Source organism: Psychrobacter urativorans, from assembly GCF_001298525.1.
In the GTDB taxonomy this organism is placed as follows: domain Bacteria; phylum Pseudomonadota; class Gammaproteobacteria; order Pseudomonadales; family Moraxellaceae; genus Psychrobacter; species Psychrobacter urativorans_A.
The window spans coordinates 795,061-819,236 of record NZ_CP012678.1; the positions used below are offsets into that span (position 1 = coordinate 795,061).

15 protein-coding genes and 2 tRNA genes are annotated in these 24,176 nt (G+C 43.7%); 15 read left to right on the plus strand and 2 right to left on the minus strand.

Features of this window, described 5'->3' with window-relative positions:
* Window positions 1-23: 23 nt before the first annotated feature.
* From AOC03_RS03345 to hemB, 3 genes are all read left to right on the plus strand, one after another.
* The gene (locus AOC03_RS03345) at window positions 24-3,290 is read left to right on the plus strand and encodes an efflux RND transporter permease subunit (RefSeq protein WP_062533598.1); all 3,267 of its coding nucleotides are present in this window, start codon (window positions 24-26) and stop codon (window positions 3,288-3,290) included.
* Window positions 3,287-5,119, plus strand: a complete 1,833-nt coding sequence (locus tag AOC03_RS03350; protein WP_062533599.1) for an efflux transporter outer membrane subunit — start codon at window positions 3,287-3,289, stop codon at window positions 5,117-5,119. The genes AOC03_RS03345 and AOC03_RS03350 overlap by 4 nt, the downstream gene beginning before the upstream one ends.
* A gap of 190 nt (window positions 5,120-5,309) precedes the next feature.
* Complete coding sequence (hemB, locus tag AOC03_RS03355) at window positions 5,310-6,317, plus strand: porphobilinogen synthase (protein ID WP_062533600.1); 1,008 nt, start codon at window positions 5,310-5,312, stop codon at window positions 6,315-6,317.
* A gap of 125 nt (window positions 6,318-6,442) precedes the next feature.
* Here hemB and AOC03_RS03360 read toward each other — a convergent pair whose 3' ends face one another.
* Window positions 6,443-6,961 carry a hypothetical protein gene (locus AOC03_RS03360; RefSeq protein WP_062533601.1) on the minus strand — a complete coding sequence of 173 codons (519 nt, stop codon included), beginning with the start codon at window positions 6,959-6,961 and terminating at the stop codon, window positions 6,443-6,445.
* Between the two features lie 278 nt (window positions 6,962-7,239).
* On the opposite strand from AOC03_RS03360, the gene AOC03_RS03365 reads away from it, so the two are divergent.
* From AOC03_RS03365 to argB, 5 genes are all read left to right on the plus strand, one after another.
* Window positions 7,240-9,273: a UvrD-helicase domain-containing protein gene (locus AOC03_RS03365; protein WP_062533602.1), complete on the plus strand. Its 2,034-nt coding sequence runs from the start codon at window positions 7,240-7,242 to the stop codon at window positions 9,271-9,273.
* Between the two features lie 153 nt (window positions 9,274-9,426).
* Window positions 9,427-10,827 (plus strand): magnesium transporter, encoded by a 1,401-nt coding sequence (locus AOC03_RS03370; RefSeq protein ID WP_062533603.1) that lies wholly within the window; start codon window positions 9,427-9,429, stop codon window positions 10,825-10,827.
* Between the two features lie 133 nt (window positions 10,828-10,960).
* Window positions 10,961-11,425, plus strand: a complete 465-nt coding sequence (dut, locus tag AOC03_RS03375; protein WP_062533604.1) for a dUTP diphosphatase — start codon at window positions 10,961-10,963, stop codon at window positions 11,423-11,425.
* 89 nt (window positions 11,426-11,514) lie between these two features.
* Window positions 11,515-13,491 carry a phosphomannomutase gene (locus AOC03_RS03380; RefSeq protein ID WP_062533605.1) on the plus strand — a complete coding sequence of 659 codons (1,977 nt, stop codon included), beginning with the start codon at window positions 11,515-11,517 and terminating at the stop codon, window positions 13,489-13,491.
* 132 nt (window positions 13,492-13,623) lie between these two features.
* Window positions 13,624-14,526 (plus strand): acetylglutamate kinase, encoded by a 903-nt coding sequence (gene argB / locus AOC03_RS03385; protein ID WP_062533606.1) that lies wholly within the window; start codon window positions 13,624-13,626, stop codon window positions 14,524-14,526.
* Window positions 14,527-14,692: 166 nt separating this feature from the next.
* On the opposite strand, the gene AOC03_RS03390 is transcribed toward argB, so the two are convergent.
* Window positions 14,693-15,058 (minus strand): Spx/MgsR family RNA polymerase-binding regulatory protein, encoded by a 366-nt coding sequence (locus AOC03_RS03390; protein WP_062533607.1) that lies wholly within the window; start codon window positions 15,056-15,058, stop codon window positions 14,693-14,695.
* Between the two features lie 250 nt (window positions 15,059-15,308).
* Here AOC03_RS03390 and leuS point away from each other — a divergent pair, with 250 nt between their 5' ends.
* The 7 genes from leuS (at window position 15,309) to AOC03_RS03425 (ending at window position 24,157) form a co-directional block, all read left to right on the plus strand.
* Window positions 15,309-18,005, plus strand: coding sequence for a leucine--tRNA ligase (leuS, locus tag AOC03_RS03395; protein WP_420480443.1), 2,697 nt, complete (start codon window positions 15,309-15,311; stop codon window positions 18,003-18,005).
* Between the two features lie 69 nt (window positions 18,006-18,074).
* Complete coding sequence (locus tag AOC03_RS03400) at window positions 18,075-18,806, plus strand: hypothetical protein (RefSeq protein ID WP_084785756.1); 732 nt, start codon at window positions 18,075-18,077, stop codon at window positions 18,804-18,806.
* 45 nt (window positions 18,807-18,851) lie between these two features.
* Entirely contained in the window at window positions 18,852-19,928 is a 1,077-nt protein-coding gene (gene holA / locus AOC03_RS03405) for a DNA polymerase III subunit delta (RefSeq protein ID WP_062533609.1), read from the plus strand.
* Window positions 19,929-20,109: 181 nt separating this feature from the next.
* Window positions 20,110-21,522: an efflux RND transporter periplasmic adaptor subunit gene (locus AOC03_RS03410; RefSeq protein WP_062533610.1), complete on the plus strand. Its 1,413-nt coding sequence runs from the start codon at window positions 20,110-20,112 to the stop codon at window positions 21,520-21,522.
* A gap of 117 nt (window positions 21,523-21,639) precedes the next feature.
* Complete coding sequence (locus AOC03_RS03415) at window positions 21,640-23,646, plus strand: MacB family efflux pump subunit (RefSeq protein WP_062533611.1); 2,007 nt, start codon at window positions 21,640-21,642, stop codon at window positions 23,644-23,646.
* 219 nt (window positions 23,647-23,865) lie between these two features.
* Window positions 23,866-23,941 (plus strand) — tRNA-Lys (locus tag AOC03_RS03420).
* Window positions 23,942-24,081: 140 nt separating this feature from the next.
* Window positions 24,082-24,157: transfer RNA gene (locus tag AOC03_RS03425), tRNA-Lys, on the plus strand.
* The last annotated feature ends 19 nt before the right edge of the window (window positions 24,158-24,176 follow it).

The following is a 24,176-nucleotide window of genomic DNA, read 5'->3' on the forward strand; positions in this document are numbered from 1 at the left end:
CTAGGAAGACTTAGGGATTTACTATGTCACGTTTTTTTATTGATCGCCCTATTTTTGCATGGGTGATGGCTATCTTAGTCATGCTCATCGGGATAATATCTGTTATCAACTTACCGATTGAGCAGTATCCAGCGATTGCGCCGCCAACCATTTCGGTCAGCGCCAGCTACCCTGGTGCTAACGCTGAAACCGTTGAAAACTCAGTGGTACAGATTATTGAACAGCGTATGAAAGGGCTTGATGGCTTGATGTATATGAAGTCATCGAGTGCTTCAAACGGTAGCGCTTCAGTACAGCTTTACTTTGAGAACGGTACAAATGCCGATACAGCGCAAGTTCAAGTTCAGAACAAATTACAGGCGGCAATGAGCTCATTACCTGAGCAAGTGCAGCGTCAAGGTGTCAACGTTAATAAAGCCTCTGATGGCTTTTTGGTTGTTATAGGTTTTGTCTCCGAAGATGGCAGTATGGATCGTGCCGATATCGGTGATTATATCAACTCTAATGTCGTCGATCAGCTCAGCCGTGTTGAAGGCGTTGGTCAAGTACAAGCATTCGGTGCCGCGTACGCCATGCGTATTTGGCTCGATCCTGAACGTTTACGTGGTTATAACTTGGTGCCCTCTGATGTTGCCAATGCCATACGCGCGCAAAACGCACAAGTATCCGCAGGTCAACTCGGCGAAGCACCCGCTAATGTCGATGAACAAGTTATTAATGCGACCGTTACCGTACAAAGCTATCTAAAAACCCCTGACGAATTCAGAAATATTCTATTAAAAACCGATGTTTCAGGCGCGCAAGTCCGTCTAGGCGATGTTGCCAAGGTTGAAATTGGTAGTGAAAACTATAGTACTATTTCATTATTTAATGGTAAAGAAGCCGCTGGTCTTGCTGTTTCACTAGCAGGTGGTGCGAACGCGCTTGAAACCCGCGAATTGGTCGGTGCTCGAGTCGCCGAGCTAGAAGCCAACTTCCCTGTCGGTCTAAAATCAGTCATTCCTTACGACACTACTCCATTTGTACGCTTGTCTATTGAACAAGTCGTTAAGACTTTAATTGAAGCGATTATATTAGTATTTATCGTCATGTTCGTCTTTCTACAGAACTGGCGCGCGACGATTATTCCAACACTTGCCGTACCCGTTGTATTGCTTGGTACTTTTGCAGTTCTATATGCGGCAGGGTTTAGTATTAACGTACTGACCATGTTTGCGATGGTATTATCCATTGGTCTACTGGTGGATGATGCCATTGTGGTAGTAGAGAACGTTGAGCGGATTTTGGAAGAAGACCCTCATATCTCTATTAAAGATGCCACGATCCAATCAATGGGTGAGATTAGTAAAATCGTTGTGGGTATCGCGCTTATCTTATCAGCGGTATTCGTACCGATGGCATTCTTCGGTGGCTCAACTGGGGTGATTTATCGTCAGTTTGCAATCACGCTTATCACTAGCATGGTGCTGTCGGCTCTAGTTGCCCTTATTTTTACCCCTGCCCTTTGTGTGACCTTGCTCAAACGTAGCAAGAGCCATGAAAAAGGCAATAGCGAGCATCAAAAAGGTTTCTTTGGTTGGTTTAATCGCTCTTTTGCCAAAACCAGTCGTTCGTATGAAAACTTCGTTGGTAAAAGCTTCCGTCTTAAATGGGTATACTTCATCGTTTATGTCGCCATTATCGGTATTATGGCAATAGTTTTCTTACGTATTCCCGGCTCATTTTTACCAGAAGAAGATCAGGGTATTATGTTTACCGCAGTACAGCTGCCGGCTGGTTCGACCCTGAATGAGACGCAAGCAGTACTTGATAAAGTGAGCGCTTATTATAGTAGCCAAGAACCAGATAATGTGGCGTCAGCGTTTACCATCGCAGGCTTTAGTTTTGTGGGACAAGGACAAAACGTCGGTATCGCCTTCGTAAAATTAAATGACTGGGCGGATCGTAAAGGTAAAGAAAACACAGCGCGAGCAGTATCTGATCGGGCACAAGGTTACTTCTTTACCCAAATTAACGAAGCAACTGTTTTTAATATTATCCCACCAGCCATTAGTGGACTTGGTAACTCGAGTGGCTTTGACTTGATGCTCCAAGATACTGGTAACGTTGGTCATGAAGGCCTACTAGAAGCACGTAATATGCTGCTCGGTATGGCGGCTCAAAATGATCAAGTAGCCGGTGTGCGTCCAAACGGACAAGAAGATGCACCGCAGCTGAAAGTGGATATCAACCAAGAACAAGCCGCTGCTTATGGTTTATCGTTGGCAAATATTAATAGCGTCATCTCAACCGCATGGGGCTCAAGTTATGTCAATGACTTCGTAGATCGTGGTCGTATCAAGCGTGTGTTCTTACAAGGTGAGCCAAGTAGCCGTACTAACCCTAGTGATATCGGTAAATGGTATGTCCGTAATGACAGCAACGAGATGATCTCATTTGATGCTTTCTCTAGTAGTAAATGGGAAACCGGTTCACCGGGTCTCACGCGCTATAACAGTTTAGCGTCAATGAATATTCAAGGTAGCGCCGCACCTGGTCTAAGTACGGGTGAAGCAATGAGTGCCATGGAAGCGATGGTCAAAAAACTACCGGAAGGCATCGGTTATGAATGGACAGGTCTGTCATTAGAGGAGCAAAAATCAGGTGCTCAAGCGCCAATGCTCTATGCCATCTCTATTTTAGTAGTATTCTTATGTCTTGCTGCTTTGTATGAAAGTTGGTCGATTCCATTCTCAGTATTATTGGTTATTCCACTGGGTGTTTTGGGAGCGGCGCTATTCACTTGGTTCCGAGACTTCTCCAATGATATATACTTACAAGTGGGTCTACTCACGGTAGTGGGACTTTCTGCCAAAAATGCCATCTTAATTATCGAATTTGCGAGGGATCACCAAGAGGAAGGTTATACCTTAAAAGAGGCAGTCATGCTCGCAGCGCGGCAACGTTTGCGTCCTATTGTCATGACCTCACTTGCCTTTGGTCTTGGTGTTGTGCCATTATTCATAGCAACCGGTGCCGGATCTGGTAGCCAAAACGCAATCGGTACCAGTGTTCTTGGTGGCGTTGTCAGTGCCACTTTATTAGGGATTTTCTTTATTCCCATGTTTTATATTTGGGTGCGTAGTATGTTCCCTTATAAAGGTAACGATGGTAAGAATCCGCCTAATAAAGATGACGGCAATGAACCGACTGATCCTAATGACACACCAAATATGCCAACCAATGAGCGACAGAACACAACTCCCTCTGAGAGTTATCAGCCTGTAAGCTTTGGAGATAATATACAATGAGTTTTCGTTCCTTTTTTACCCCTAACTCAGCCATCAAAGCAGTAGACTGCTCTACTGCTAGCATACGCCCAAATACAAGCACAATGCTGACAACGGCACTATTTACCGCAACTTCAAGAGCTGGTAAATCAGGGCGCTTGCTAGGCTTAACGGCATTAGCCATGAGCATGGCAGCATGTAATACCATCCCTAAAGCGGATATGCGTCCGGTACTTGCTGAACCTAATTTACCGATTGAGCAAGCTTACGGTGCTTTTGACAAAGAGACTGTGAGTAGCGCCCAACAACAAAGCCTTGCCAGTCAACGCTGGCAGAATTTCTATAGCGACGAGCGTTTAAAAGGTCTTATTGCCCTCGGTCTTGAAAATAACAAAGACTTTGAAAATGCGCGCTTAGCCATTGAAAAAGCGCGTGCGCAATATCAAATTACCGATATTCGTGACTTACCAAGTATTAATGGTACAGCGGGCTATGCTCGTCAACGTCGGGCGAATCAAACGGGCGATAACTATAATGTAAACTTAGGTCTAGCCAATTATGAGCTCGACTTTTGGGGCAAAATTTCCAGTCTAAAAGACCAAGCATTGCAGAATTTTTTATCAACGACTGCGGCAAAAGATGCCACCCAAATCAGCTTAATCAGTAATATTGCGCAAAGCTATGCCAATTTAAGCTATAGCTTGGCGCAGCTGAAACTGGCGGAAGCAACCGTTGAAAGTCGTAATAAATCGCTGTTTATTGCCAATAAGCGCTTTGAGGCAGGTATTGATCCAAAACTACCTTCCCTACAAGCCAGTGCCTCATTAGAAAGTGCCAAACTTGCGGTATTACGTGCCCAAAGCAGTATCTTAAAGTCACGTAATGCGCTGCAATTTTTGGTCGGTGCACCTATTCCAAGTGGTCTAGAGCCAACGCCTGCCGTCAGTAATATTACTACCCATCAAATCTTTAGTGCCGGTCTACCAAGCGAATTATTACGTTACCGTCCTGATATTTTACAAGCAGAATATAACCTAAAGGCAGCAGGCGCGAATATTGAAGTAGCACGGGCGTCTTACTTTCCTTCTATCAGTCTTGCCAGTAGTATCGGTCTTGGCAGTAGCAGCTTGAACGACTTGTTTAAAGGTGGCGCAGTGGGTTGGTCCTTTGGACCTAGTGTGAGTGTACCCATCTTTGATGGTGGACTTTTAGATGCTAATTATGATGTGGCGAAGATTGCACGTCAGCAAACGCTAGCAGGTTATGAGAAATCTATCCAAACCGCGTTCCGTGAAGTCTCAGATGTGTTAGCAACGCGTGCCACGCTTGGTGATCAGCTCCTGTCACAATATCGTCTGCAAGATAACTTTGAGCAAACCTATCAAATTGCCGATGCGCGTTTCAAAGCGGGTATCTCCAATTATTTAGACGTTCTAGATGCGCAGCGCTCGTTGTTCTCAACTCAGCAAGGTATTCTTGACTTAGAGCTACAAAAAATCATTAGCCAAATTGAGCTCTATCAAGCGCTTGGTGGCGGTGCAAATCTTGACGTGCCAGCCATTATTCCTGTACCGCAATATACGAATGTGGCGCAACTTGGTAATAAAGCCAGTAATAGTAGCGCCGAAGGAAAAGCAGCTTATGCTATCGATGCTGCCAGCTCTGCACGAGTAGCTACTGTGCAAGAAGCGGTCACGATTAAACAATCAAAAACACCAGCAACGGCTAAATTCAACCCAACGGCAGTCGTTGATGTGAATAAAGATGGCAAAATAGACGCGACCGTCGGTATTGTTACTGAAGAAACACCGGTTGAACAAGTGCCAGTTACGCCAATTATTAAACGTTAAGCTTTAGTTTAGCGTTTAAATAATCAATGACTAGCCTACAATCAGCCCTGCCAAATTGGTGGGGCTTTTTGCTTTTAGAGACTAACTTTGGTTATAGTAGTCATACGGTATAGCGCACTAATTTTTAAAAAGCGATTTTTATAACCCACACTGATATCACTATCTATCTCGTAAACCATAAGGAATAATAATGACTTACACCTTCAATCGCCAATTCCCTGCTACGCGCCTGCGCCGCTTGCGCTATAACGATAATGTACGCGCGATGATTCGTGAAGTTGAGCTGCATCCTAAGCATTTTATTGCGCCGGTATTCGTATTAGAAGGTCAGAACCAACGCGAAGCTATCCACAGTATGCCAGGGGTTGAGCGTTTATCGATTGACCTGCTGATCAAGCATGCCAAAGCGTTATTAGCAGAAGGCGTAACCACCATCGATATCTTTCCGGTGATTGATAACGCTTTAAAAACTGCGAACGGTAGCGCTGCTTATGACGAAAACGGATTAAGTGCCCGTGCCGTTAAAGCCGTTAAAGACGCGGTGCCAGAAATGGTCGTGATGACGGATGTTGCCTTAGACCCTTACACCTCTCATGGACAAGATGGTCTGCTCGATGACAATGGTTATGTCGTTAATGATGAGACTGTTGAGGTCTTGGTCAAGCAAGTATTGGTACATGCTAGAGCAGGTGCGGATATTATCTCACCGAGCGATATGATGGACGGTCGCATTAAAGCGATGCGCGACGCTTTGGAGTCCGAAGGTTTTGTCAATACCGCTATCATGGCATATTCGGCAAAATATGCCTCTGCTTATTATGGTCCCTTCCGTGATGCCGTTGGTAGTGCGGGCAACTTAAAAGGCGGTCATAAAAAACAATATCAGATGGACTTTGGTAATCGCGCAGAAGCATTGCATGAAGTGGCGATGGATATTGCCGAGGGCGCGGATATGGTGATGATTAAGCCCGGTCAACCGTATTTAGATTTGATTCGTGAAGTTAAAAATACCTTTGGGGTGCCAACGTTTGCGTATCAAGTCTCTGGTGAATATGCCATGCATATGGCAGCTATTCAAAATGGCTGGTTAACGGATGCGGTAATTTTAGAGTCCCTAATTGGCTTCCGCCGTGCTGGTGCCGATGGCATTTTGACCTATTTTGCGTTAGAAGCTGCGCGTCAGTTAAACAATGCTTAAAATTAATGCTTAAAATTATTGATTAAATTTATGGTAATTAAAACTTAGCTGACTGAATTTTAATTACCTTAAACGGCTGTATTACTAATATCTTGCTAGCAGTTAAAACAGCCGTTTTCTCACAGTTACTCGTGTCTCTCTATATCTCTTTCACGACAGCTCAATGCATAATAGTTGCCTGTCGGTGCTTGCGGTTTTTTGATACCAAGTTCTCTGAGATGAGCATTAAAATTGATTGGCTCAATTGAACATCTATTTTTTCTTGCAAAATCCTTTACGTTATTTAGACTGCCTTTTTGCTTAATGATAACACCTACGCCCGGACTCACACAGCAACCAATATATGCTGACATATACTCTTCTTCAATTACTTTCAAATCATGCCCTAAGAAAGTTGCAGGTTTAAGTAGTAAATAATTATCAATATAATCATAGCGAAAATCAGGTGCTGCTTTTATATAATTATTTCTCTTGTAGTTTCTAATGGCTACTCCTGAACTTTCATCTCGCTCGATATCACCTTCATTATCAAGCTTAATGGTCATTGATTTTAATAATCCAGCTTCAAGGTTAGAGGGCTGAGCCCTTGCTATGACTGGAACTACCATTGTTATGATTAAACTAAAGACTAAGTGAACTCTCATAGATTTATATTCCTGATATATTGATGATTTTTTGGTTTCTGTCTCATTAGAATGATAGCAAGGAAATAATCATTTAAGTTTTATAGATTAATCTGTATTTGAACCTACCGCTATCTCCTCCCCAATAATGCGCATTTTGCTTTATAATAGTGCACCTAATTTCCTACGCCTAATCACCCTATCTGATACGTTTTTCTGCATTTATGATGATGCCTTGTTCTTTATAATGGCATCACAGCGTCACCCCTCTTTTTTGCTTTTGCCTGACAGGTCATATTATGAGTCAACTTAATCCCAAACAACAAGAAGCCATGCTCTATGTATCAGGTCCGCTACTGGTATTGGCGGGCGCAGGCTCAGGCAAGACGTCGGTTATCACGCGTAAGATTGCCTATCTTATTGAAGAATGTAACATGCCAGCCGAACGTATCACAGCGGTAACATTCACCAATAAAGCGGCGCGTGAAATGAAAGCGCGGGTGAGTAAATTACTACCCAGTGAAAAAACACGTGGACTGACCGTTTCGACCTTTCACCAATTTGGCTTACAATTTTTACGCTATGAGCTGATACATACGCCACTCAAAGGCAACTTTTCTATTATGGATGGCGAGGACAGCAAGCGCCTATTGATGGAATTGATGATGCGCGATAACTTAAGTGGCGCTGAGAGTCGTGAACTGGTCGGTAAAGCAATGAAATTTATCTCCGATTGGAAAAATGATCTGATTGATCCCGATAAGGCAATGGATACCTTAGACGATCCCGAAGATATGATTTTTGCGACGCTTTATGCCCTGTATGAGCGTAATTTACGCGCTTATAATGCCGTTGATTTTGATGATTTAATTGTCCTGCCAACCAAAATATTACGTGATAATACGGAGCTGCGGGATAAATGGCAAAATCGTATTCGTTACTTGCTCGTCGATGAATATCAAGACACCAATACCGCGCAGTATGAGATGATTAAATATCTGGTAGGTCCACAAGGGCGCTTTACGGTGGTTGGTGATGATGACCAATCCATCTATGCATGGCGTGGGGCGAAACCTGAGAATATGGGATTATTAAAAGAGGATTTCCCTAAATTAAAAATTGTGATGCTGGAACAAAATTACCGCTCAACCAGTCGTATTTTGACCTCGGCAAATGCGGTGATTACCAATAATGAGCATTTATTTGAAAAGAAACTGTGGTCAGATAAAGGTCAAGGCGAAAAAATTCGTATTATTAATTGTCGTAATGACGATGATGAAGCGGAGCGCGTTGCTAAAGAAATTGTTACCCATAAACTGCGGTTTGGTAATGAATGGGAAGATTATGCCGTACTGTATCGCAGTAACTTTCAGGCGCGAATGTTAGAGGCGCAGCTGCGACAATTACAAGTACCTTATAAATTATCCGGTGGTCAGTCCTTTTTTGCGCGTAGTGAAATCAAAGACATCATGAGCTATTTGCGTTTAATATTAAATCCTGAAGATGACAGTGCTTTTTTACGTATTATCAATACGCCCAAGCGCGGAATGGGTCCGGCAACCCTTGAAAAACTTGGTCTATTTTCACAAGAACATAGCATCTCGCTGCTTGCCTCGTGTACCCATGCGGGTCTTGCTCATGTTTTACCGTCGAAAGCGTACGGTACTTTAAAAGCGTTTGGTGATTTTATTGAGCATTACACGCGCGAGTTGGATCAGCATCCTGACCCCGTGCCTATCGTGCGCCAAATGATTGATGAGACTGGCTATATTGATTTTGTGCGCGAGGATGCTAAAACGCCACAGCAAGAAAAAAATCGTATTGATAATATTGAGGTGCTATATACCAGTATTCAGTCGCTTATTAATCGCGCAGAAGAAGATGAAGATCGTACTATTGATACTATTATTCGCAAACTGGTATTACTCGATATGCTTGAGCAGCAGCAAGAAGAAGAAAATACCAATAAAGTGAACCTCATGACGTTACATGCTGCCAAAGGTTTGGAGTTTAACTACGTTTATATCATGGGGCTAGAAGAAGAAATGCTGCCACATCGTAACTCCATTATGAGTGAAACGGTCGAAGAAGAACGCCGTCTGATGTATGTGGGCATTACCCGTGCGCGTCGTGAGCTGACGTTAACACTGGCAACGCAGCGACGCTCAGGAGGTCAGATGCGCGTGACTTCAGAATCGCGATTTTTAGAAGAACTGCCTGAAGATCATATTGATTGGCCCGCCAAAGCGAAAAAGAAAAAAGCGATAAAAGATCCAGAAGCTGTTGCTGATGAGTATTTAGCCAATATTCGCGCGTTATTAGGCAAACATTAGTACCGCTTTTTTTAATGCAGTTTTTTCAATTTTAATGCAACTTTTTAAAAAAATAGACTTAAATTACTACCTTTTATCAATGAAAGAGTATTTTTATTACATCCTCTTTTAACATTTACTTAATATTAACTTTGCCCTCATTTTGGAATGCTTATGCCCACCGCCACGCCTAGCTCTGAACGCTCTTTCAAGCTGGGAGACTATAATCCGCTAGAATATACGGCTGAATATAAGCTGCTGTATTTGCAGGATTTGGTGGCGGATAAGGCAACGGTTGCCATTGCTGAATTTTTAGCCAAGCAGTCTGAATACGAAATTGCTAATTTGCTGGAGTCATTTCCTAATCAAGATCGACTGCTGATTTGGGCGCAAGTTGCCGAACCTATTAAAGGTCGAGTGCTAGCTGAGCTAGAATTTGATACGCGCCAGCCATTAATGGAAAACTTCTCATCAACAGAAGTTTCTGTATTTACCCAAGACCTTGATGCGCAGGATATCTCAGAGATTTTAGATACCGTTACTGAAACGGTGCGTACTTCGGTCATGGCAACGCTCGATGAAGATATTCGTATCCAAGTGAATAAGCTTGATACGTATGCCGATTGGGAAGTTGGCAGCTATATGGATCCGGATATTATTCAGGTACATGACGATATCAGTCTGCTAGAAGTACAAGAATGGCTGCGCAGTCATGTTGATTTACTGGATGACCAAAGCCAAGAGCTGTTGGTGGTTGATAAAAGCCAGCAATTATTAGGACTGCTGAGTCTCGTTGATTTAATTAAACACGACCAACATTCGTTAGTATCGAGCTTTATTGATAACGCCATTACTATTAACGACCGCCTAGATATTCAAGATGCCGCTGCGATTTTTCGTTCAGAAGATATCCGCTTTGCGCCGGTCATTAATAGTCACGGTGAGCTGGTTGGACAGTTAAATGGGGAAGATATCATGGAAATTATCCAAGACGATATCGACAGCACCATGAAAAATCTAGCCGGTGTCAGTCAAGACGAAGAGCTGTTCGCGCCTATTTTAACCAGTGCTAAAAGCCGTAGTATTTGGCTCGGTATTAATTTATGTACTGCACTCTTAGCCGCCATCGTCATTGGTCAGTTCGCAGCGGTGCTCGCAAAAGTAGTGGCGCTTGCCATTCTGATGCCGGTGGTGGCAAGTATGGGCGGTATTGCAGGCTCACAAACACTGACTGTGGTGATTCGTGGTATGGCGATGGGACAAATCGGTGGGTCTAACCGCTGGTGGTTATTTAACAAAGAGCTGTGGGTTGGCGCGATAAACGGTATCGTTTGGGCGATAATTATGGCAATAATTGCACAAATGTGGTTTCATGATGCTAAGATTAGTATGGTGATTGGCTGTGCTATTGCGATTAATATGACAGCTGCAAATGTCGCGGGCATTACCATCCCATTGATGTTAAAAAACATGAATATTGACCCAGCACTATCCGCCTCCGTGATTTTAACTACCGTGACTGATATTGTAGGTTTTATGTCGTTTCTCGGACTGGCAAGTATCCTGTTGCTTTAGAATGTGCGCAGTATAAATTTTTAAATGCAGCTTTAAATGTAAAACGGCACGTATTAAGATGTTGTGATTACATTCCTCTTTTCTATATAAAAAGCTATCAATAAAAATAGCCAAATCATTAAGTGAGCCTGTTATGCAAGCGGTACAAGTTAAAGTCTTAAACCCTAAAATTACTCAAGATGCAGCATTCTCTCTACCCACACGTGCCACTGATGGCTCAGCAGGTATTGACTTGCGGGCTTGTATTGATGAGCCTTTGATAGTCAAAGCGGGTGCAACGCATTTGGTAAAAACAGGTTTAGCCGTTTATATTCAAGACCCTAATTATGCGGGTATGATTTTACCACGCTCAGGGCTTGGGCATAAGCATGGCATTGTACTGGGTAATTTGGTCGGACTCATCGATGCTGACTACCAAGGTGAGCTGATGGTCAGTATTTGGAATCGCAGCACAGAAGATTTCGTGCTTAATCCTGCCGAACGTATGGCACAGTATATTGTCGTACCGATTGCCCGCCCTGAGTTTGAAATCGTTGATGAATTCAGTGACGAAAGCGCGCGCGGTGCAGGTGGATTTGGTCATTCAGGTCGTCAGTAACCCAAGTTTATCTATCTATATTTACAAAAAATGCGGTCGCGTAAACTCATTTAACGACCATTCATAGCGCTGATAAGGAGAATAAAGTAATGACGCATTTTTCTGCGCAGCAATCCTTATTTCGTGCCTATGATGTGCGCGGTGCGCGGCAGCTTTTTACCTCTGAATTTATACAAGCACTGGGTAAATCCTTCGCCCAGCTTTATCAGATACAAAGTTGCGGTATAGAAGATAAACGCTTAAAAAACACTCATATAGAGAATCATCAGCCAGCTCCTAACCGTCATTCTACGCCACCCGCTAGACGTAACAATACTGTCGTTATTGGCTACGACGTGCGCTGTAATAGTGATACGATTGCGCACACGCTTGCCAATATTTTAAGTAGTCACGCATTGACCGTGATTAATTTAGGTCTCATTACCACACCGATGATGGCATTTTGGGCTGAGCAATATGGCGGTCATGGCATTATGGTCACCGCTAGCCACTCAGAAAAAAATACCTTAGGGGTCAAATGGTTAGTAGCTAACGCTTCTCCCAGTAGCCAAGACATTCAAAATTTGTATCAGAAATTATTAGCTATTTATGATGCCAAAGCCAACTACTTTCAAAACAGTCTCTCAATCAATACTCATTCTAATAATAGCTCTGAAAATAACCACGGTCTAAAAAGCTCCTCACAACCACTTACTATATCTGCCAACCGTATTAATCACTTACCTACTACAAGGGTTGTGGGTGCTTATATTGAAGCGATTGCAGAAGTGTTTTCTTGTATTCATCAGCACAGTAATACGCGAAACAGTGATACGCAAATAACCCATGGTATTCAACCTTTATCTAAGCTCAATATCACGATTGTCATTGACTGTATGCATGGTGCGACCAGCAATATTGCTCAAGCGTTATTTCAGCGTTTTTGTCGTCAGGTCATTATGCTGAATGATACCCCTGATGGTAATTTCCCATTAGGTAATCCCGATCCTACCGAGCCTAATCGCCTTGCTGAGCTCCAACAAACGGTTATGATTCATGAAGCGGATATGGGCTTAGCATTTGATGGTGATGGCGATCGGCTGATGATTGTGGATAATCGTGGGAAGGTTGTCGCCCCCGACCATCTGCTCTATTTATTAGCGCAAGTGGCAATAACGGAGCGTCCGCTTTCTGCTGATGTAGACGCACCGCAGGTTTTGTTTGATGTGAAATGCTCTCATCATTTAACAAAGCTGCTCACCTCACTCGGGGCAACGCCAGTGATGACGAGAACAGGCAGTAGTTTGCTAAGGCAACAGCTCCAAGCTCGCGGCGCTCATGCTATATTTGCCGGTGAGCTATCGGGTCACTTTATCTTTAATGACGGTTATTTTATCGTTTTTGATGATGCGATGTATAGCGGCTTGCGGCTACTACATTGGCTGACCCATTCCGTGTCAATAGGCACTATTCATCAATCAATAATGAATAAACAGACCGAACTTGGTAGCAATACTCCAAATTATTCAAAACCAGTAACGACAACTGTCGATGTGTGGGGTGAGCCAAAACCCGTGACCGCCCCTTATCAGCTGACAGATATTACCCAAAATCTACCAATGCTGGTCAGTACCGCCGATCACTATTTACCCTTATCAAGTAAAGTTGACAGCCACTGCACCATCATCGAGCATTTGGTCGCCTTCTGTCATTATTTACAACGCTTGGCTCATAATGACAGCAGTTCTACTCGACTTGTGGCAGAGGTAGCTCCTAACACCGTTGCTGTCAATACTGTCAATACCTCGTCATCATGTGATTATGATCATACCCTACAATACACGACTGCACAGGCGCAGCAGCTCTTGCCAGCAGGGACACGCTTATCTTGTATTGATGGTTTACGCCTAGACTTTGATAAGGGGTTTGGCGTTCTGCGCAAATCCAATACCAGTCACAGTCTCACGGTGCGTTTTGCCGGTGATAGCGTTGCTGATTTAAAAGACATACAAGCGCATTTTGTCGCCTTATGCCGTCCCTTTTATGACACCTTAGCAGAACAAATTGCCGCTATTTATCCCGAATAGTTTTCATTTTAAATACCAGCAAATAACAAAAAAATGGCTCAATCTCTCGACTTCATTAATAATGTTTAATTCCCATCGATGTTTGCAGCATGCTTGAGCGTGCGCTTTAGAACCCGATTTTAGGAGCTTACGATGTCACTAAATCTACATGATGCCAAAATTACCGCTGAAGTATTAACCACGGCACTGCCTTATATTCAACGTTTTTCAGGTAAACTGATTGTCGTTAAGTACGGTGGTAATGCCATGACCGATCCAGAGCTAGAAAGCTCTTTCGCGCGCGATATTGTGTTGCTAAAAACCGTTGGGCTACATCCCGTCGTGGTGCATGGCGGTGGTCCACAAGTCGATAGCTTACTCAAAGAATTGGGGCGCCAATCTCAGCGTATTGATGGCATGCGCGTCACTGACAAAAGTACCATGGATGTGGTCGAGATGGTATTGGGCGGTAGCGTCAATAAGTCTATCGTCAGCTTGATTAATAAGCACGGTGGACGCGCGATTGGTCTCACTGGGAAAGATGCCAACCTCATTCTTGCCAAAAAATTACTCATGGAAAAAATAGGCGATGACGGTATCGCGGTTCCGATAGATCTAGGCTTTGTCGGTGATGTGGTAAGCGTCAATAAAGAGGTGATTACCATGCTCATTGCCGCCGATTTCATCCCTGTCATTGCGCCACTTGGCGTGGATAGCGAAGGCAATACCTATAATATCAATGCCGATTTGGTCGCGGGTAAAGTGGCTGAATTTTTACAAGCCGAGAAACTGATGCTGTTGACTAATATTAAAGGCGTCTTAGGTCGTGACGGCAAAGTGGTCACTGGTCTCACGCCTACCACAGTCGATGGCTTAATTGCTGATGGTACGATTTCAGGTGGTATGATTCCTAAAATTCAATGCGCGCTAGATGCCGTTCGTAGTGGCGTTAAAAGTGCCGTTATCGTCGATGGTCGTGTGCCTCATGCGACACTTTTGGAAATTTTTACCAATGAAGGGGTGGGTACACTCATTAGCCGTGAATTGGATGCATAAATGAGCTAGCAGCCAATAGTCCTTATGAGCATAAAAAGCCCAAACTTAATATCTAAGCTCGGGCTTTTTTATATTCATCAATCGCACTGACCTTTATACTTATAAGACGAATTATAGGGCAAAATTATTATTTTATGGTTATGGTTATGGTTATGCAGTCACATTTTTATGAAAAAGCCGTATCAAATTCTGCTTTATCCAAGCCGCATAATAATACTGCTTTATCTTGATAACTGCCCTCCACTATCGGACGTTTAATCATACTGGTATTGGCGACAAGGAAGTCAATCGCGCTATCATTACTATCATCAGCCGCTTGTTTTTGTTCCTCTGACAGTTTACGCCATGTCGTTCCGCGTTTATTGAGTACTTTATCCAATCCCAATTTATCGACCCAACGCTGGACACTTTCTTTATCTATACCTTGTTTTTTATAATCATGAAAGTCATAGTCTACGCCTAGCTCATCAAGTTTAAGAAACGCTTTTTTCATCGTATCGCATGATTTAATACCGTAAATGGTGATGGTCATCTTGTCTCCAAATTATTTTTTATTTACATTGTGATTTAAGTGGCGGTTCATTTTTAAACAGTCTAGCATTTTACCAATCAAATATATTGCCAAACACATTGCTAAACTTAATGGCAAACGCATTGCTAAACATACTGCATAGCCATCATACGATTGGCGTATCATAGCATCGCAATTTTTACTAAATTACGCTATGCTATGGCATTACAAAATATTCCCTTTTACCTGTGTTAACCAATTAGAGCCGACAATGAGTAACTCGCAAACTGCCCCAACTGATCATCAACCCGTAACCACCACTGACGCCAGTACGAATGCGTATCAGCCGCAGCTTATTGAAGCCGCGCAGCAAACCAAGTGGGCAACAGACAAGCGTTTTGAAGTCAGTGATGAGCCAAGCGACAAGCCAAGTCGCTACATGCTCTCTATGTTCCCTTATCCAAGCGGTAAGCTACATATGGGTCATGTGCGTAACTATACGATATCAGATGTGCTCAGCCGTTATTATCGCCTAAAAGGGTTTGAGGTGATGCAGCCAATGGGCTGGGATGCGTTTGGCTTGCCTGCTGAAAATGCTGCGATTGCCAATCAAACACCGCCTGCTGAATGGACGTTTGCGAATATTGATAACATGCGCGCGCAGCTGAAACTGCTTGGTTTATCCGTAGATTGGTCACGTGAATTTGCCACTTGTAATCCTGAGTATTATCAGTGGGAACAGTGGTTATTTTTGCAATTATATAAAAAAGGCATGGTCTATAAGAAGCTTTCTACCGTCAATTGGGATCCCGTTGATAATACCGTCTTGGCAAATGAGCAAGTGATTGATGGTAAAGGCTGGCGTAGTGGTGCTGCGGTCGAAAAGCGCGATATCCCGATGTATTACTTTAAAATTACTGATTATGCCGATGAGCTACTCGATGATTTAGACCAACTAGAAGGTCATTGGCCGTCTGAAGTACTGACCATGCAGCGCAATTGGATTGGTCGCAGTGCGGGTATGGAAGTGCATTTCCCTTATAATCTTGAAGGTCAAGACAATACGCTAGATGTCTTCACTACTCGTCCTGATACCTTGATGGGCGTTACTTATGTGGCGGTTGCTGCTGAGCATCCACTCGCGCAGTATGCGTCTGAGCACAATAAAGCCATTGCTGATTTCTGTGCGCTGTGTAAAAAAGGCTCGGTTGCGGAAGCGGATTTGGCAAAAGCCGATAAAATTGGTATGGATACGGGTCTAACAGTTACGCATCCACTGACTGGTGAACAAGTGCCAGTTTGGGTCGCCAATTATGTATTGATGAGCTATGGCTCAGGCGCCGTTATGGCGGTTCCGGCGCATGATGAACGTGATTATGAATTTGCAACCAAATACAATTTGCCCATCAAACAAGTCATCAATATTCCTGAAGGCTATTTTGATAATGTAGAGTCCGATGACGATAATCGTGCTTATACCGAGCGTAATACCTTGGTTAATTCAGGCGAATTTGACGGCATGGACTTCGAGCAAGCTTTTGAAGCCATGTTAGCGAAGCTGGCGCCGTCAGAACTTGCCAACAAAAAAATCCAATATCGTCTGCGTGATTGGGGCGTATCGCGTCAGCGTTATTGGGGCTGCCCTATCCCAATGGTGAACTGTGAGCATTGCGGTACGGTTCCGGTAGAAGAGCAGAATTTACCCGTTGTCTTACCGACTGATGTGGTGCCTGATGGTCGTGGTAATCCACTTAAAAACATTCCAGAATTTGTCAATACCACTTGCCCAAAATGTGGCAACCCTGCTGAGCGTGAGACGGATACCTTTGATACTTTCGTCGAGTCAAGTTGGTATTACGCCCGTTTTGCCAGTCCGCATGATGCAGTAAATATGGTGAATAAAGCTGCCGCTAACAAGTGGCTACCTGTCGACCAATACGTTGGCGGTGTTGAGCATGCGGTAATGCATCTTCTTTATGCACGTTTTTTCCATAAGCTGATGCGTGATGAAAACTTGGTATCAGGCGATGAGCCATTTGCCAATCTCATGACTCAAGGCATGGTACTTGCAGGCACTTTCTATCGTGTGAATAGCGATGGTAGTACGACTTATTATTTCACACAAGATGTCGATATTGACTATAACGAGCGTGGACAGCCGATAAAAGCCACACTTAAAACTGATGGTCTGCCTGTTACGATTGGCAAAATTGAAAAAATGTCCAAGTCAAAAAATAATGGTATCGACCCACAAACCACCATTGATCAGTACGGTGCTGATACCGTGCGCTTGTATACTCTATTTACTGCCCCTGCAGATCAAACCCTTGAATGGTCAGATGATGCGTTAAAAGGTCCTTATAACTTTATTAAAAAAGTTTGGCGTATTGCCATTGAGCATATACAAGCGCTGAATGATGCTCATTTAGACCTTATAACGTTAAATAATACGCCGTTAAATACGGAGGGTTTAACCAAAGCTGCCAAAAATTTACGTCGTAAAACTCATGAAACGATTTCTAAAATCGATGGCGACCTTGGTAATCGTTTGGCGCTTAATACGCCTGTATCAAGCTTGATGGAATTATCTAATGAGCTTGCCAGCTTTAAAGCCGACAGCGCGCAAGACTTACAGATTCAGCATGAAGCCTTGATTGACTTACTCATTATGCTATCGGTCTATGCCCCACACGTCGGTGAGCATTTGCTTGAGCAGTTAGGATTTGATACCAAAACGATGGCTTATCCTACGCTTGATGCCAGCGCCTTAGTACAAGATACCGTTACTATGGTGGTTCAGGTCAATGGTAAAGTACGTGGCAAAATGGACGTGGCACCAAATGGCGATGTTGAGCAGCTAAAAGCACAAGCACGCGCGATTGAAAGTGTGGCAAAATTCATCACTGGTGAGATTAAAAAAGAGATTGTCGTGCCGAATAAGTTGGTCAGTTTTGTGGTAGCAGGTTAAGCGTATTCATTTGGTTGATTCAAGGTGGCTTGATTAAAAGCCACTTGACTAAAAATAAGGATAGCAATTATGTCGTACCAGCAGCACTCTGCGCCGCTGTCGTCAGTGACAGCAAATGACTGTGCACAGCAATACCGCGCAAAAAGATCGGTCAAGATGCTACTGGCGGCTTTGCCAATGGTTGCTGTGCTGGGTACGACCAGTATCCTAACGGGTTGTGGCTTTCAACTGCGTGGTTATGAAGCGCCTTTGCATTTTAATGTCGCTAAGACCGCCATTATCATTGCAGATGATCGCCTTTCCTTTCCATTAAAACTACCCTTAACCAGACGTTTGGAAGCGTTGGGCGTAGATATTGTTAACAAAAATTCTGCTAACAGCTCTACGACTAATACCTCTGTGGCAAATAACAGTGGTGCTGAGCAGATTGCGACTATTAACGTGAATAACGTGCGCTTTAAGCGTTACGAATTGGTTGGCGTGCTAACAGAAATCCGGCTGGTATTATCAGCCGATGTCACTTACCAGACCATTCAAGACGGTAAGCCTGTCACGCTAACCAATCCCATTCAAGTTGAGCGTAGCTATCAATATAATGAGGCAACGGTCAGTACCGATGACCAGCAAGGCAATCAAATTCGCGACTGGTTATACGACAGTTTAGCGCGCCGTATTACCGATCAATATGTGGCGATTAACCTACCTAAAGTATCACCTGCCAGCATCAATAAGTCCTCGCAACTTATTAAAAATCCTGTGAATAAGTCAGAAGTTACGACTATTGTCACGCCAAATTCTTAATTATTTTCTCTACTATTCGTCTTTTTATTTTGTAGCACAACGCCTATGCAAGACACTTTTATTCAAGCCTATCCAAAGCTACTGCAATCTGATGTTGCAGTCGCAGGCTTGTGGCTGGCTCATGGTGATGAGCCGCTGTTACATCAGTGGCTTATTGATGCGCTACGTCCGCATTGGCGGGCGCAAAACTATGCGATTAAACGTATCGAGCTGGTGTCCGTGAAAAGCTGGCAAGACGTATTGTCAGAACTGGGAAGTTTATCTTTATTCGATGATGCGAGCGCCCTGATTGTGACGGGCAATCATAAGCCTGACAAAGCAGTCATTGCCGAGCTAGAACGCTTTGCTGTGGAAGCGCAAACCGGAGTCAATAGTAACAGCTTATTGTGGCTGACATCCAAGCAAGACCGCCGCGCCCAAACGAGCAAATGGTTTGCCCCTTTTGCGCAATACGGTCATATTATTGATTGCAACTTATACGATGAACGCGGGCGTCAGCAGCTGTTGCAAATTCAGGCGCAGCAATTTGGTTTGAGGTTATCGCAAGAGGCGTGGCAACTTTTGCTGTCGCAAACCGAGCATCATCTGTTAAGCGCGTATCAAACCTTGTGGCGGCTGTCTTACTTATTTGCACCAGAGCTCATAGCAGATATCAACAAAAACAAACATGACGCTCATCATCAGAACCGTACTGCCGCAACTGTGGTGTTAGATATTACTGATTTACAAGCAGCTTTAGTCAGTGATGCCCACTTTAGCGTGTTTGATTTATCCGACGCCATGCTTGCAGGTAACCAAGCACAAGTGGCAAAAATCATATTTCAACTACAAGCCACTGATGAGCCAACGACGTTAGTGCTTTGGGCAATCAGTAAAGACATGCGCCAAATCATGGCGTTAATGGATGGACAAGATCCACAAGCATTGGGAATATGGCGCAGTAAACAAGGACTGTATCAGCAGGCGTGTCGCCGTCAAACCAAAGCCCAAACGGCCGAGTGGTCTGCGCTTATTTATCGTTGCGATCAAGCGATTAAAGGCGTTATCCGCCAGCCCGCGTGGGAATTATTATTACAAGCGGCGTTAGAATTAGCCGGTCAGCGCCTATTTTCTCCAAGATAACTCGATTTTTTGATATTTCATCATTATTAACGATAGCTATGATAACAAGTCATCTTAGTTAATCTTCTTCACCTTAACCTTTCGCAAACTAATTATCATTTCTTTTTGGCAATGAAGCCTTTACCATACCCATACTCATACTCATACTCATACTTGATTTGACTGTAATTGGACCCTCAGCATGCGCAAACTAAGCAAAAAGTCTGCTATTAAATGGGGCATTATTGCCTTAATTGTCGTAGCATTAGGTGCTTTAGCCTATAAAACCTTAAAACCAAAAGAAGTTCAGCCCAACTATCTGACGGCAACCGCCGAGATTGGCGATATTGAAAATAACGTCATGGCTTCTGGTAAGGTAAAAGCGCTTAATACCGTTGACGTTGGTGCGCAAGTATCTGGCGAGGTCAAACGGCTATTTGTTGATGTGGGCGACGAGGTGCAAAAAGGTGATCTTATTGCACAAATTGATCAGGTCACGCAAAAGAATAATTTAACCAATCAGCAAGCCAGCCTTGACCAAAGCCAAGCAGCCACTGAAAGCGCGCAAGCCGAAGTGTCGAGCCGTGAAGCAGGATTAAAAAGTGCGTACGCTGACCTTGCCAGCCGTCAATCAGAGCTAAAACAAGCCCAATCTGACTTCGGTCGGCTGCAATCTTTGCTTAATATCGATGCGATTTCACAACAAGAATACGATACTCAAGCTACTCGCATTGATACCGCAAAATCTGCCGTTGCCAGTGCTCGTGCTTCTATTGAAACGGCTAACGCTGCTATCGCTACGGCAAAAGCAAATATCAATAGCCAACAGGCGGCACTACGCAAGTCACAGACCAATGTGGACACCGCACAAGAAGACCTAAGCTATACTACGATTCGTGCGCCAATGTCAGGCACTGTGGTCTCAGTCACGACCGAACAAGGCACTACCGTTAACGCCAATCAAAGCGCACCAACCATTGTTACCTTAGCGGACTTATCAACCGTGCGTATTAATGCACAAATCTCTGAAGCCGACGTCATTAACGTCAAAGCAAATATGCCCGTCTATTTTAATATCATTGGTAATCCCGACCAAAAATACGATGCTGTCCTTAAAGCCATTGAGCCTGCACCTGAGCGCATTAGTGACACCAGCTCGACCGATGCCGCCATTTATTATGTCGGCTACATCGAAGTGCCCAATGCCGAACGTCGCTTCCGTATTGATATGACCGCGCAAGTTTATGTCATCATCAACCAAGCCAAAAACGCCTTATTAATCCCTTCTGCCGCCCTACAACCTGCCGGTAAATCTAAAAAAGGTAGAGACGCTAATAAAGCGCCTACTAATGCTAAAGATACCAATGCTAAAGATACCAATGCTAAAACTGCTGATGCTAATCGTGAAGATGGCGTCACTACGGCTACCGTTCGCGTCCTGCAAGCTGACGGCACAGTGGTTGAACAAACCGTGAAAGTGGGTATTAACAATCGCGTTAATGCACAAATCCTCAGCGGTCTAAATAAAGGCGATAAAGTAGTTATCAGTGAAGAAGGTCCAGCAAAAGGTCAAAAAGGCGGTAGAGGTGGTCGACCAGGTGGCAGACCGTTTTAATCATAACTCTTAAGCATTAAGCATAACGGTTTAAAATAAAAAACGGCACCTTAAGAGCTTAAAAGTTCCGTAGCAAAAGATGAGCATTGATATAGATTAATATAGGCAGCATGACAGATGAATAACCAAGATCCCCATTCAAGCGCCGCGACCGATGCGACTGAAGTCCCCTTAATGCAAGTTAAAGGACTCATCAGAGAATTTAAGGCGGGTGAACAAACTATTCGCGTGCTGCATGATATTAATTTGACGATCAATCAAGGTGAGATGGTCGCGATCATCGGACAGTCAGGCTCCGGTAAGTCTACCTTAATGAATATTTTAGGCTGTTTGGATCAAGCCAGCGCCGGTGATTATAAAATCTATGGTCAGTCCGTCAGCCGTTTAGATGCAGATGAGCTTGCAAAGTTACGCCGTGAGCATTTTGGGTTCATTTTTCAGCGTTATCATCTACTAGGCGATATTAGCGCTCGTGATAACGTTGCCGTACCTGCCGTCTATGCCGGAATGGATGGACAAGCCCGTAGTCAGCGCGCTGAGATGCTGCTGTCAGATTTAGGACTCGGTGAGAAGGTTAATAACCGTCCCAGTCAGTTATCTGGTGGTCAACAGCAGCGTGTTTCTATCGCACGCGCCCTGATGAACGGTGGCGATATCATTCTAGCCGATGAGCCAACCGGTGCGCTTGATAGTAAGTCTGGCGAAGATGTGATGGAAATCCTGCGCGACTTAAACGCGCAAGGTCACACCATTATTATGGTCACCCATGACCCTAGTATTGCCGAACAAGCTGAGCGCGTCATTGAAATTAAAGATGGCTATATCATCGCTGATTATAAAAATGAACACTATCAGCACACCCAAGCAAAACCTGAATCTATCCTAGACCAACACCGAAAAAGCGCCTTTAGTAGCTTTATAGATCGTTTATTTGAAGCCTTTAAAATGTCCTTATTAGCAATGCGTGCGCATAAAATGCGCACCTTGCTGACCATGCTAGGTATTATTATTGGTATTGCCTCAGTAGTCTCTGTTGTTGGGCTCGGTAAAGGCTCACAAGCACAAATTTTATCCAATATTAGCTCGCTTGGTACCAATACTATTACCGTCACTGACGGCTATCCTTATGGTGATCCTAGACGAAAATATAATGATAAGAATCTGACCCCACAAGATGCGCAAGCAATCGCTGATCAGCCGTATGTCGTCAGCGTCAGCCCGCAAATTAATAGCAATACCAATGTACGCTATCGTAATGTACAAGAAGCAGCAAGTATCAGCGGTGTCGGTCAAGACTATCTCGATGTCACTGGCGAAAAACTGATTCAAGGTCAGGGTTTTGATGAGCAAAGCATTTTACGCCGTACTCAAGATATTATTATTGATGACAATGCCAAAAAGACCTTTTTTCCTGATAATGCCAATCCTATTGGTGAAGTCGTATTAATTGGCAGTGTACCGGGGCGCGTTATTGGCGTACTTGCTCCCAATGATGGCGGTTTTGGTCGCAGCGTAGATTCACCGACCTTATATATGCCCTACACTACTATCATGTCGCGCCTTGTGGGCAGCGCCTATATTGAAAGCTTTGTTGCTCTAATTGATAATAATATTTCTTCAGCAGCAGCAGAATCAGCGATTTCTCAACTTATGGAAAGTCGCCACGGTACGGATGACTTTAGAATCCGCAACTCTGACTCTATTCGCCAAACGATTGAATCTACCACCGCCGCAATGACGTTACTGATTTCATCAATTGCGATTATCTCCTTAATCGTCGGCGGGATTGGCGTTATGAATATTATGCTGGTATCAGTGACCGAACGTACCAATGAGATTGGTGTACGTATGGCAGTTGGTGCGCGCCAAAGCGATATCATGCAGCAGTTTTTAATCGAAGCGATACTCGTGTGTATTTTAGGTGGTTTACTCGGTATTGGCTTAGCCTTTGCCATTGGAGAATTGATAAATCGCGTGGGTGGAGACAGTTTTCAAGTCATTTATTCCTCTACCTCTATTATTGCTGCTTTTTTATGCTCGACGCTTATTGGTGTGGTGTTTGGCTTTTTACCGGCACGTAATGCCGCCAAACTTGACCCTGTTGAAGCCCTTTCTAGAGATTAAATGAGTTGTAATGAGGGCTTTTATCAGAAAATTGATAAATAAAACCATTTTTTTTATATAATTTACGTTTTTTTGATGAAATAGGGTTGTAATTGCTATAAAACTATATATAATGTGCTCTCACGTTTAGAGATAGAAATAAATAAACGTGAGAGAAGTCCAGCATCAAGGATTTCAACTTGTAGAGTTAAAAAGCACTGCTTTTTTATAATCTCTTCAGGGCCGTTAGCTCAGTCGGTAGAGCAGTTGACTTTTAATCAATTGGTCCCGCGTTCGAATCGCGGACGGCCCACCATTTTTAGTGTTTAGTATGGCTTCTTATAATCGTTATTATTTTTATAGATAATAATTATGCTAAGATAGCACAGTTAGACCCATCCCCTAGGATGGTAGCTTTTAGAGTTAAAAAAAACCTTGGTTTTTATTCTCTCATTAGGGCCGTTAGCTCAGTCGGTAGAGCAGTTGACTTTTAATCAATTGGTCCCGCGTTCGAATCGCGGACGGCCCACCATATTCGAAAAGCTCAGTCA